The organism is Streptomyces sp. NPDC090127, assembly GCF_044746945.1.
In the GTDB taxonomy this organism is placed as follows: Bacteria; Actinomycetota; Actinomycetes; order Streptomycetales; family Streptomycetaceae; genus Streptomyces.
This window is the reverse complement of sequence record NZ_JBIVDE010000002.1, coordinates 624,179-636,629: the sequence shown is the minus strand read 5'-3', so window position 1 is coordinate 636,629 and position 12,451 is coordinate 624,179. Positions and strand designations below refer to the sequence as shown.

At 72.1% G+C, this 12,451-nt stretch carries 7 protein-coding genes and 1 pseudogene; 3 read left to right on the top strand and 5 right to left on the bottom strand.

All coding sequences use genetic code 11. The features are described 5' to 3' along the window. Positions 1 to 100: 100 nt before the first annotated feature. Positions 101 to 1,066 carry a pirin family protein gene (locus tag ACIPPS_RS08475; RefSeq protein WP_401428430.1) on the top strand — a complete coding sequence of 322 codons (966 nt, stop codon included), beginning with the start codon at positions 101 to 103 and terminating at the stop codon, positions 1,064 to 1,066. A 136-nt stretch (positions 1,067 to 1,202) separates the two neighbouring features. On the opposite strand, the gene ACIPPS_RS08470 is transcribed toward ACIPPS_RS08475, so the two are convergent. Further along, complete coding sequence (locus ACIPPS_RS08470; RefSeq protein WP_401428428.1) at positions 1,203 to 2,333, bottom strand: hypothetical protein; 1,131 nt, start codon at positions 2,331 to 2,333, stop codon at positions 1,203 to 1,205. 358 nt (positions 2,334 to 2,691) lie between these two features. Here ACIPPS_RS08470 and ACIPPS_RS08465 point away from each other — a divergent pair, with 358 nt between their 5' ends. Further along, positions 2,692 to 6,906 (top strand): molybdopterin-dependent oxidoreductase, encoded by a 4,215-nt coding sequence (locus tag ACIPPS_RS08465; protein ID WP_401429541.1) that lies wholly within the window; start codon positions 2,692 to 2,694, stop codon positions 6,904 to 6,906. 10 nt (positions 6,907 to 6,916) lie between these two features. On the opposite strand, the gene ACIPPS_RS08460 is transcribed toward ACIPPS_RS08465, so the two are convergent. From ACIPPS_RS08460 to ACIPPS_RS08450, 3 genes are all read right to left on the bottom strand, one after another. Next, a complete protein-coding gene (locus ACIPPS_RS08460) occupies positions 6,917 to 8,857 on the bottom strand; it encodes an ABC transporter permease (RefSeq protein WP_401428426.1) in 1,941 nt (646 codons plus the stop codon). 167 nt (positions 8,858 to 9,024) lie between these two features. Next, the gene (gene modA / locus ACIPPS_RS08455) at positions 9,025 to 9,834 is read right to left on the bottom strand and encodes a molybdate ABC transporter substrate-binding protein (protein WP_401428424.1); all 810 of its coding nucleotides are present in this window, start codon (positions 9,832 to 9,834) and stop codon (positions 9,025 to 9,027) included. Positions 9,835 to 9,935: 101 nt separating this feature from the next. Further along, positions 9,936 to 10,328, bottom strand: coding sequence for a molybdopterin-binding protein (locus tag ACIPPS_RS08450; protein ID WP_401428422.1), 393 nt, complete (start codon positions 10,326 to 10,328; stop codon positions 9,936 to 9,938). A gap of 269 nt (positions 10,329 to 10,597) precedes the next feature. On the opposite strand from ACIPPS_RS08450, the gene ACIPPS_RS08445 reads away from it, so the two are divergent. After that, entirely contained in the window at positions 10,598 to 12,118 is a 1,521-nt protein-coding gene (locus ACIPPS_RS08445; RefSeq protein ID WP_401428420.1) for a PucR family transcriptional regulator, read from the top strand. Positions 12,119 to 12,127: 9 nt separating this feature from the next. On the opposite strand, the pseudogene ACIPPS_RS08440 reads toward ACIPPS_RS08445, so the two are convergent. Then, a pseudogene (locus ACIPPS_RS08440) lies at positions 12,128 to 12,435 on the bottom strand (TOBE domain-containing protein). Positions 12,436 to 12,451: the final 16 nt, after the last annotated feature.

Sequence of the window (12,451 nt, the reverse complement as noted above, 5' to 3'; positions counted from 1 at the left end):
CGGCACTCGCGTCAACACCTGGTGCTAGTTGAACATTCCACTACTATTTCCGCGTGGAGACACACCCACGCCGTCCCTCCACAGGAATAGGTTGAGCGTCATGAGCAATCTTGATCGTCAGGCGGACCTCACCGTCTGCGGCGGCCGTGGCTTCGTCGTGGCCGAGCCGGTCCGAGAACTCCTCAGCCCCCGTCGCGTCCAGCTCGGCGAGTCGACCGAGGTTCGCCGCCTGCTCCCGAACCTCGGCCGCCGCATGGTGGGCGCCTGGGCGTTCGTCGACCACTACGGGCCCGACGACATCGCCGACGAGCCCGGCATGCAGGTCCCGCCGCACCCGCACATGGGGCTCCAGACGGTGAGCTGGCTCCACGACGGCGAGGTCCTGCACCGCGACAGCACGGGCAGCCTGGAGACGATCCGCCCCCGCGAGCTGGGCCTGATGACCTCGGGCCGGGCGATCTCCCACTCCGAGGAGAGTCCGAAGCCCCACGCGCGCCTCCTCCACGGCGCCCAGCTCTGGGTGGCGCTCCCGGACGCCCACCGTCATGTCGAGCCGCACTTCCAGCACCACGCGAACCTCCCGCAGGTCACCGCCGCCGGTCTCACCGCCACGGTCATCCTCGGCGAACTCGACGGCGCCGCGTCGCCCGGCACGACGTACACCCCCCTGATCGGCGCGGATCTCGCCCTGACGGCGGGCACGGAGACGAGCCTCCCGCTGCAACCGGACTTCGAGTACGCGGTCCTGTCGATGTCCGGCGAGGCCCACGTCGACGGCGTCCCGGTCCTCCCGGGCTCGATGCTCTACCTCGGCTGCGGACGCAGGGAACTCCCCCTCCGCGCGCTCTCGGACGCGGGCCTGATGCTCCTGGGCGGAGAGCCGTTCGAGGAGGAGATCGTCATGTTCTGGAACTGGATCGGACGGTCCCAGCAGGACATCGAGGAAGCGCGCGAGGCGTGGACGAACGGCACGCGATTCGGCGAGGTGAAGGGCTACGACGGCGACCGGCTGCCGGCCCCGGAGCTGCCCGCGACCCCCTTGAAGCCGCGGGGGAGGGTCCGCTGAGCCACTGGTTCTCGTGCGACGGGAACCGGGGCGCGGCGCATCCCTGACTCCCGAGGCTGCCGTCGCCAGGGGGACGGTCCCCAGCCGTCTCGGCGCGGTGTGAGCCGGGTCGGGGCAAGGGCCGGGGGCGGCCGGCTCAGGGTGGGGGCGTTCCCTCCGTAGGCTCGTCAGCCGCGTACGGATGGACGCCTCGGCCGTCGCCGAAGGCGGTGAACCAACGGCCGAATCCCGTCGGCGCGATCCCGAGCGACTCCGTCGCGGGATCCCCGTCGATGCCGTCCGCGGCGTCGTCGTAGAGCCACTCGACGTCCATGTCCTCGTAGACCTCGGCCGCGAAACTCTCGAGGGCCCCCGCGACGCCGTCATCGAGGAGACCGCGCAGGTCGAGGGTGACATGTGCCTGCTCCAGGACCAGCTTCAGCGCCAGCTCCTCGGCCAGACACCCGAGCTGCGAGAAGCTGCCGTCGGTGAATCGGGTGGTGAGGGCCACGACAGTGACCAGGAAGCGACGTGCGAAGAGCTCGTCGTACCGCGGTGCGTAGCGCGGAGGCAGGTCCCCGAGGTGCCACAGGTCGCCCTCGCACTCGGCGACGTTGCTCTGCTCGTGGCCGAGGGTGCGAACGTCGTCGAACAACTCGTCGATGAGCACCACCGCCCCATGGACGATCGCTCCCGCGGCCAGTTCGGCCTCCTCAGGAGTGACCCGGAACCCGGCATCGTCGTCGTCCTCCGACTCCTCGGCGCTGCGGACCCCGAAGGAAGCGGGGGAGAAGGACCGCAGGCACGCTGCCATGGCCCGGATCCCGGATACCTGATCCTCCGTGTCGGCCACCTCGCCGGTGGATCCGTCGGCCCCTGCCGAGTGGTGAGCCCTACGGGCCTCCAGGTCGCTCGGCGGAGCGTCGGGACCGTCGGCTGCCTCAAGGCTCTCGCGGGCCAGGTCGGGGTGCAGCTTCACCTCGCTGCTCGTGACGACCCAGTCGGCCAGCAGCTCCGAGTGCTCCAGGACCTCCTGCGTCACGGAGCCGACCGCATCCTCCGCGACCTCCAACGACGACGCGTCGACGAACACGTTGAGAAGCGCGCCGGCTGGGTGGACCGCCATGATCGTGTCCAGGAGGTCCACCTCCACGCCGTCGGGCCCCTCGATCCCCACCACGGAGTCGAACCCCTGCTGCAGGAGCGCCGTGACGCCCACGCGTTGGAGTTCGTCCAGGTCCGGAGCGCCGGCAGGCGCGCGCGTTTCCACTGTTACGACATAGGTCACGACCGCAAGCCTGCCAGGTCGGATCCAGGGGTGGGTACGGCGCCCGTGGTGGCGTGGTCGACGTCCCGCCGGTGCGAGTCGAGAACTGGAGGACGTGCCGGGCGTTCAGGGACGGGGCGGCACCCGGGCCTTCCCACCCCCTGTGGGATTCTGCTGGTTCTCACAGCACGGGGCCCCGTGGGTGTGGGACGGGCGTTACCCCGCATGATCGTCCGGCGACACATCGACGACACGGGTGTTCCGTACCGTCACGGGCACACCCGATCGACAGAGAGGCCGTCCCTTGCCCCCACAGGACTCGGCGACCCCCACCACCCAGGTGCGGACGGTCTGCTCCTACTGCGGTGTGGGCTGCGGCATGCTCCTCGACATCGGGTCCGGCCCCGACGGCCGCCGCAAGGTCGTCAAGGCGCGGGGCGACAAGGACCACCCCGCGAACTTCGGGCGCCTGTGCACCAAGGGGGCGACGACGGCCGAGATGCTCGACGCCCCGGGGCGGCTCACGACCGCGCTGATACGTCCGGAGCGAGGAGCCGAGCCGGTACGCGCCCGTGTGGACGAGGCGATCGTCGATACGGCCCGGCGGCTGCGGGCCGTCATCGACGAGCACGGGCCCGACGCCTTCGCGTTCTACGTCTCCGGGCAGATGAGCCTGGAGGCGCAGTACCTCGCGAACAAGCTGGCCAAGGGGTTCGTCGGGACGAACCAGATCGAGTCGAACTCCCGGCTGTGCATGGCGAGTGCGGGCACCGGCTACAAGCTCTCCCTCGGCGCGGACGGCCCGCCCGGTTCGTACGAGGACTTCGACAAGGCGGACGTCTTCCTCGTCATCGGCTCCAACATGGCCGACTGCCATCCCGTCCTGTTCCTGCGCCTCCTTGAGCGGGTGAGGGCGGGCGCCCGACTGATCGTCGTCGACCCGCGCCGCAGCGCCACCGCCGACAAGGCCGACCTCTTCCTGCAGATCAAGCCGGGGACCGACCTGGCCCTGCTCAACGGTCTCCTGCACCTGCTGGTGGAGAACGGCCACACGGACACCGGCTTCATCGCGGACCGTACCGAGGGCTGGGAGGCGATGCCGCCGTTCCTCGCCGACTACCCGCCCGCGGTGGTCGCCGAGATCACCGGTCTCCCCGAAGCGGACATCCGACGGGCGGCGGAGTGGATCGGCGCGGCGGGGGAGTGGACGAGCTGCTGGACCATGGGGCTCAACCAGTCCACCCACGGCACCTGGAACACCAACGCCCTGATCAACCTGCACCTGGCGACCGGCGCGATCTGCCGCCCGGGCAGCGGGCCGTTCTCCCTCACCGGCCAGCCCAACGCCATGGGCGGCCGGGAGATGGGCTACATGGGTCCCGGACTCCCCGGGCAGCGGTCCGTGCTCGTGGACGAGGACCGTGCGTTCGTCGAGGAGCTGTGGGGGGTGGAGCCCGGCACCGTACGCGCGGACGGATCCGGCACGGGCACCGTCGACATGTTCCGGCGCATGGCCGACGGAGAGATCAAGGCCTGCTGGATCATCTGCACCAACCCCGTCGCCTCGGTCGCCCACCGCAGGACCGTCATCGAAGGCCTGGAGGCGGCCGAACTCGTCATCACCCAGGACGTGTTCGCCGACACCGAGACCAACGCCTACGCCGACGTCATCCTCCCCGGCGCCCTGTGGACCGAGACCGAGGGCGTGCTCGTCAACAGCGAACGCAACCTCACCCTCGCACAGCCCGCGGTCGATCCACCGGGGGAGGCGCTCGCGGACTGGCGGATCATCGCGTCCGTCGCCCGCGCGATGGGGTACGAGCAGGCGTTCGGCTACGAGAGCGCCGAGGAGGTCTTCGCGGAGATCCGGCGCGCCGCGAACCCGAAGACCGGGTACGACCTACGGGGCGTGACGTACGAGCGGCTCCGCGCCACGCCCGTCCAGTGGCCCGCGGCGACCACCGACGGCCCGGACCGTCATCCGATCCGCTACCTCGGTGCCGACGGCGGTCCCATGTTCCCGACGGCGAGCGGGCGGGCGGCCTTCCTCCCCCGACCGCACCTGCCCGCGGCCGAGATGCCCGACGACGACTACCCCTTCGTCCTCAACACCGGACGACTCCCGCACCAGTGGCACACCCTCACCAAGACCGGGAAGGTGCCCGCGCTCAACAAGCTCGACCCGGCGCCCTTCGTGGAACTCCACCCGGACGACGCGGACCGGCTGGACATCGAGGCGGGTGACTCGGTGGAGGTCGCCTCCCGACGCGGCCGGGCCGTGCTGCCCGCCCGGGTCAGCGACCGGGTGCGACCGGGCTGCTGCTTCGCGCCGTTCCACTGGAACGACCTGTTCGGCGAGTACCTGAGCATCAACGCGGTGACCAGCGACGCCGTCGACCCGCTCTCGTTCCAGCCCGAGTTCAAGGTGTGCGCGGTGACGCTCGCGAAGGTCGTCGGCACACCGGCCGCCCGGACGAAGGCACCCAGGTCCGCCACCACGGCGGCCACGGCCACCACGGCGGCCACGGCCACCACGGCGGCCACCACCACCACGGCGGCCACCACCACCACGGCGGCCACCACCACCACGGCGGCCACCACCACCACGGCGACCGCCGCCGCCGAGGGGCGGGCCGCGATCGTGCCGGTCGCCGGGCAGCACGGCGCGGCCGCCGTCTTCGGGGTCGAGAGCACACCCCCGCCGGTGCTCGCCGAGCACGAGCGCCAGTACCTGGTCGGATTCCTCGCCGGACTGGCGTCGGGCGCGCCCGGTGTTCCCGTGCTGCCGCCCGGTGCGCCGTTCGGCGAGGAGAGCGCGCGCTGGGTGAACGGTGTGCTCGCCGGCCTGTACTCCCGAGCCCCGCACACCCTCCCGACACCTACGGCGTGCGACACCGCCCCGGGCCGTGAGGTCCTCGTGCTGTGGGCGTCCCAGACCGGCACCGCCGAGGAGTTCGCCGCCTCCGCCGCCGAGCGGCTCTCCGCAGCCGGGCACCGTGCGGCGCTCATCGGCATGGACGACACGGATCCGACCGCGCTGCCGCCCACAGCCGATCTCCTGCTGATCACCAGCACGTTCGGCGACGGCGACGCCCCCGACAACGGCACCGGCTTCTGGGACGCGCTCACGGCTGCCGACACCCCGCGCCTGGACGGCCGACGCTACGCCGTGCTCGCCTTCGGGGACTCCTCGTACGACGACTTCTGCGGCCACGGGCGCCGCCTGGACCAGCGCCTGGGCGAGCTGGGGGCCGTACGCCTGGCTCCGCGGACGGACTGCGAACCCGACTACGAGCCATCCGCGGACGCCTGGCTGGAGGAGGTGCTCGCCCAGCTCACCGGAGCGTCGACGACCGGCGCGGCCCCCGCCCTGACCCCCCTGGCCGACCTCGCACCGGCTGCCCCACCCGCCCCTGCCCCGGCCACCCGCGCCCCGGTCACTCCCGCCCCCGCCGTCACACCGGTCCGCGCGGCCAAGCCGGCCCCGGCCACCGCGCTGCTGACAGGCAACCGGCTGCTGAACCTTCCCGGGGCGGCGAAGGAGGTCCGCCGGTTCACCCTCGACACCCGGGACAGCGAGACGCCGCTCGTCTACGAGGCAGGGGACGCGCTCGGTGTGCACCCCGTCAACTGTCCCGACCTCGTCGCGGAATGGCTGACTGTCACCGGAGTCGACCCCGCCGCCGCGGTCGATGTCGCCGGCGTCGGCGAGGTCGGGCTGTCCGTGGCCCTGCACCGGCACCTCGACCTCACCAAGCTCACCCCCGCCCTCCTCGCCTTCATCGGCGACCGCACCGGCGACCGCGACCTGAAGAAGCTGCTGCGCCCCGACAACAAGGGCGAGCTCGCCCGCTGGTCATGGGGCCGTCAAGCCGTCGACGTCATCGCCGAGCACCCGGTCCGCGCCACCGCGCAGGAGTGGGCGACCGTCCTCACACGACTCCAGCCGCGCCTGTACTCCATATCCTCCAGCCCGCTCACCGACCCCCACGAGGTGGCGCTGACCGTCTCCGTCGTCCGTTTCGAGAACCTCCGCGGCCGGCCCCGCAAGGGAGTGTGCTCGCCGTTCCTCGCCGACGCCGCGCCCGACGCCGCCATACCCGTCTTCGTCCAGCGCTCCGCGCACTTCCGGCCTCCGGCGGACCCCGAGACGCCCATGGTGATGGTCGGCCCGGGCACAGGGGTGGCACCCTTCGTCGGCTTCCTCGCCGAACGCCGAGCGCGCGGCCACCGGGGCCCCAACTGGCTCTTCTTCGGGGAACAGCACCGTGCCACGGACTTCTACTACGAGGACGAGTTGACCGCCTTCCTCGCCGACGGCACTCTCACCCGGCTCGACACCGCCTTCTCGCGCGACCGGCGCACCAAGACCTACGTCCAGGACCGTATGCGCGAACACGGGTCCCAGCTCTGGTCCGTGCTCCAGGACGGGGCACATTTCTACGTCTGCGGCGATGCCGCACGCATGGCCAAGGACGTGGACCGGGCCCTGCGCGACATCGCCGTCACGCACGGCGGCCTCGACGAGGCGGGAGCGGCTGCGTACGTCAAACAGCTCGTCGCCGACAAGCGGTACGTCCGCGACGTCTACTGATCCGATCGGCTCAGAGGGCCACCACGGTCGCTTCGGTCGCCTTCACGCTGGTCCAGACGGCGATCCCGTCGGCGAGGCCGAGTTCGGCGGCGGCCTGCGGGGTGATCTCGGCGATGAGGTCCGGCGCTCGCTCCGACGTGATCAGGACACGCAGCCGGCTTCCGCTGGTGGTGATCTCGCGTACGGTGCCGGGCCAGACGTTGCGGGGACTGCCGCTGGGCTTGTCGCGGTGGACCGAGACGGCTTCCGGCGCGATGATCGCGAGCGCGTCGGCGCCGGCCGGGAGCGGGTCCGCGACGACGAGCGTGCCACCGCCCGTGAGGTGGAGGCCGTCGGCGGTCGCGGTGCCGGGCCAGGCGTTGCGGCCGAGCATCCGCGCCACCCAGGGGGAGCGGGGGTGACGGGACACGTCCGCGGGCGGCGCGTCCTGCAGCGCCCGCCCGTCGTCGAGGACGAGGACCCGGTCGGCGAGTGCCACCGCCTCGACGGGGTCGTGCGTGACGATGAGACACACACCGCCGAAGCTGTCGAGATGGCGCCGCAGGGTGTGCCGGACGTGGGCGCGGGTGGTCTGGTCGAGGGCCGCGAGAGGTTCGTCGAGCAGCAGGAGCCGGGGGCGGGCGGCCAACGCCCGGGCTAGCGCGACCCGTTGGGCCTGGCCACCGGAGACCTGGGCAGGCTTGCGCTGGGCGAGGTGGCCGACGCCGAGCCGGTCCAGCCACTCCTGGGCGCTGCGCCGTGCCTCCGCGCGCGGGACGCCGTGCGCGCGCAGCCCGAACGCGGTGTTGGCCAGCGCGCTCATGTGCGGGAAGAGGGCACCGTCCTGCGGGACCCAGGCGACGCCCCTGCGATGCGGGGGGAGCGGCGTGACGTCCGTGTCGCCGAGCCGGAGTTCGGCGTGGGCGCGGGGGGTGAGGCCGAGGAGGGCGCGGAGCAGGGTGGTCTTGCCCGCGCCGTTGGGGCCGACGACGGCGATGGTGGTGCCGGGTCCGGCGTCCAGGGTGAGGGTGTTGAAGCCGGTGACGTCGGCGTGCAGGGACCAGCGTTCCCGCGCCGTCGCGTGCGGGGCGTCGCCGGACTCCGCGGTCGGGACGGCGACCGGTTCGGCCTCGTCCGCCGGGCGCCTGGCGTCGTCCGGACGGGCGGCGGGGGAGCCGGTCCAGCGGCCGCGGAGCGCGATGAGGACGAGCATGGCGATGGCGAGCAACAGCAGGGACACCGACGTCGCGGCTTCCGGCCCGTCCTGGAGCAGCAGATAGACCTGGAGGGGCAGGGTCTGGGTGGTGCCGGGGAGGTTGCCCGCGAAGGTGATGGTGGCACCGAACTCGCCGAGCGCCCGTGCCCAGGTCAGGGCCGCGCCGGCGACGAGGCCGGGGGCCACCATGGGCAGGGTCACGGTGAAGAACACCCGCACGGGCGAGGCTCCCAGGGACGCGGCCGTCTCCTCGTACCGCGGGCGGAGTCCGCCGAGCGCGCCTTCGAGGCTGATGACGAGGAAGGGCATGGCGACGAAGGTCGCGGCGAGGACGGCTCCTGAGGTGTGGAAGGGGAAGGTGATGCCGAAGGTGGACTCCAGCCAGGGGCCGAGCAGGCCGCGGCGGCCGAAGGCGAGGAGCAGCGCCACGCCGCCGACGGTGGGCGGCAGCACCATCGGCAGCAGCACGAGGGAGCGGACGAACGCCTTGCCGGGGAAGGGCACCCGGGCCAGCAGCCAGGCCAGCGGCACGCCCAGGACCAGGGACAGGCCGAGGGACCAGAAGGAGACCACCAGCGAGAGCCGGAGCGCCTCGACGGTTCCCGGACTGCTGAGATGGTCGGCGAGCTCGCCCCACGGGGTCCGCACGAGAATGCCGAGGAGCGGCAGGACCAGGAAGACCACGGCCAGCAGCGCGGGAACCGCCAACGTGACCGGAGTGCGGGGGCCGGGCGCGCGACCGCGGATGTGCTTCATCGAAAGGTCCTGGGGGATCGGGGCGAGGGAGGAATGAGGGGCGGCGGCCCGCTCCTGGGAACGGACGACCGTTCCTGGGAACGGGCGGCCGCTCCTCGGAAGGGACGGCCGCTCCGCGGAACGGGCCGCCGCCCCTCGGAACGGCCCCTGACGACGATCGGCCGGGACTACGGCTTCTGGAAGCCGGCGTCCTGGAGGATCTTCTGCCCCTCGGGCGAGGACAGCCAGGCGACGAACGCGGCGGCGGCCTCGGCGTTCTTGGAGTCCTTGAGCGTGGCGGCCGGGTACTGGGCGATCGCGTTCTGGGCGTCGGGGATCTCGACGGCGTCGACCTTGTCCGCGGCCGTCGCGGCGTCCGTCTTGTAGACGAGTCCGGCGTCCGCCTCGCCGAGCTCGACCTTGCTCAGGACGGCGCGGACGTTCGGCTCCTGGGAGACCGGCTTGACCGTGATCTTCTGGGCGTCGAGGACCTGCTTGCTGTACTTGCCGGCCGGTACCTCGGGCGCGGCGAGCACGATCTTGAGCTTGGTGTCCGCGAGGTCCTTCAGATCGTCGATCTTGTGCGGGTTGCCCTCGCCGGTGGCGATGACGAGCCGGTTCTTGGCGATGATCGTCGGGGTGCTCGTGTCGGCCTTCACCTTGTCCATGCTCTTGGTGTCGGCGGTGACGATCGCGTCGGCGGGCGAGCCCTGGGTGACCTGGGCGACGAGCTCCTGGGAGCCCGCGAAGGAGAACGTGATCTTCGTGCCCGGGTTCGCCTTCTCGTAGGCGGCGCCCGCGGTCTTGAAGACGTTGGTCAGGGACGCGGCGGCCAGCACCGTGAGGTCGGCCTTCGGCGCGCCACCGGCGGAAGCGGTGGCCTTGCGGTCGCCGCCCTCGTTCGTGGAGGCGTCGTCGCCGCAGGCGGCGAGCGGGACGAGGAGTGCGGCGGTCAGCGCGGCCGCGGCGGCGCGGCGTCTGGTGATGGCGAAGGACATGAGGGTGCGACTCCCTGGGGACGTGGTCGGCTGGTGCCGTCCGTGCGGGTGGTGATGAGCCGCGTCGGTGACGGGCGACGCCGTTCGGGTGGATCGAGGGTTCAGGTGCGGTCGATGTGCACGCTGGTCGACTTCACACGGGCGGTGGCCTGCATGCCGACTTCCAGTCCCAGCTCCTCCACGGCCTCCCGGGTGAGCAGCGAGACGAGCCGGTGCGGGCCCGCCTGGATCTCGACCTGGGCGGCGACGTCACCGAGCTTGATCGCGGTGACGATGCCGGGGAAGGCGTTGCGCGCCGAGGTGTAGGACGCGTCCTCGTCGTTGCCGCTCTGGGCGACTTCGATGGAGAAGGCCGCCAGGGCCTGGCCGTCGATGAGGCGACGGCCGCTCTCGTCGCGATGGGTCGCGACGCGGCCGGCGTCGGCCCAGCGGCGCGCGGTGTCGGGACTGACGCCGAGCAGACGCGCGGCCTGGCCGATGGTGTAGGACTGCATGCGCCACACGCTAGGGCCATAGGCCTGGCATCTGCAACTCTAGAGGTGATTATCCATAGCAGATGCAACTCTCCTTGGAGGAACGTCTCATGGACTCGGACCGGCCCCATGAGTCCGACGGGGAACCTCCATCTCGGCCGACCGTGTACTGGAGCATCAACCAAGAGGGTTTCTCTGGAAAGCCAGACGCATGTGCGGTGTCCTGTCTCGCAGCAGCCTCGTGAATGCGAGATGCGGACCGCCGCCGCAGCCGCGCAAGGAGTCACCCCGTGCACGTCGAAGATCTCCTCCAGCTGGATCGCCTGAACCTCGCTCTTGTCTGGGGGGACAAGGCGTTGCTCGGCCAGGAGATCAGCGGGGTCACCGCCACGGATCTGGAGGACCCCAGCCGGTTTCTCCAGCCGGGCGAGATCGTCCTGAGCGGACTCGTGTGGTGGAGCCCCGACGCCGATCCGGGCAAGACCGAGCGCTTCGTCTCCGCGCTGCGGTCCGTCGGCGCGGCCGCCCTCCTCGCCGGCGAGGAGACGCACGGCACGGTCCCCGACGAACTGCTCGACGCCTGCCGCGAGCACCGGGTCGCCCTGCTCGCGGTACCCGCGCAGACCAGCTTCCGCGCGATCACCGACGCGGTCTATCTACGACAGTGGGGAGACCTCAGTCGGCTCCCGGCGCCCCACTACGCGCTGCCGGAGAACGTACGGGCCGAGCTCGGCCGGCTCCTCGAGCGCGGCACGGCCCCGGCCGAGCTGCTGGATCGCGCCTTCGCCCACCTCGGCACACCCCCCTGCCACCTCCTCACCAGCAGCGGACGCACCGTCGCCCGCACCAGCACCGCCGCACCGCTCCCGGCGCCCCTGGCCGCACAGAGCCTGCACGGCAGTTCCGGCACCACGCTGCGCGTCCAGGCCGAGGGCACCGACTACGACGCGTGGCACCTCCACCTCCCGGAGGCCGACGCCGCTCCGCCGCGCGTCCTGCACGAGATCGCCGACGTCATGGCCCAGTACCGGCACCAGATCGATCGCAAGGAGGCGGCCTGGCGGCAGGCGCGGGACCGTCTCGTCGCCGTCACCGGCGCCGCGACATCGGAGGCGAACGCCGTGGAGAACGCCCTGCGCGCATGCGGCCTCTCCGTACAAGGGCCCTACCGCGTCGTCGTCGCCACCATGGACGCCGGTGCGAACCGGGCGGCCGACGACGCCCTCACCGAGGCGCTGAGCCACCTGCCCTCGGCGTCGTTCGCGGTCGGACAGGGGGCGGGCGGCGAGGCGATCGCCGTCGTCGAGAGCGCCGGCGACGACGATCTCCAGGGCCGGTTGGGGGAGGTGTGGCCCCTGGTCCACCACTGCCGGCCGGACACCGCGCTGCATGCCGGCGTCAGCGGCCTCTCACCCACCCCCTCGGGCCTGGGCGCGGCCCTCGGGCAGGCGCGCTACGCAGGCGCCGCGGCCCGGGCCACGGCCCCGCGGACCGCCCGTGTGGGGGCCGTCGAGGACCTCTCCGACCTGGAGTCACTCCTCGCGGGGGTCCCGGACGACGTGAGGGCGGCGTACGCCACCCGCACGCTGGGTCCGCTCCTGGACGCCGGACGGGCCGCGCACCCCATGCTGCTGCGGACGCTCGAGGTCTTCCTCGCCCACAACTGCTCGTGGTCGCGGACCGCCGAAGCCCTGCACCTGCACGTGAACACCGTCCACTACCGCATCCAGCGCGTCGAAGCCCTCACCGGACGCGACCTCTCCCGCCTCGACCACAAGGCCGACCTGCGGGCCGCGCTCCTCTGCCGCTGACGTGGTGCGTCAGGGCCGGTCGACATGGACGTTCGTCGACTTCACCCTCGCGGTGACGGTGACGCCCACGGCGAGGCCGAGCTCCTCGACGGACTCGCGGTCACCAGCGAGACCACCCGGTGCGGTCCCGACTGGATCTCCACCTGCCGATGCTGTACGACGGCACACCCGCACTCCAGGCCAGGGCCGCCCGCCGACCGGCCGATCACCCGCCCGAGGACCGGCCGACCACCCGCCCGCCCGGACCACCGCCGATGCGCGTCGGCGAGCCCACCAAGTGAGCTTATGTGTGCGGTAGTTGAGTGTTCCTGAGTGATTCCGTTGGAACATGTT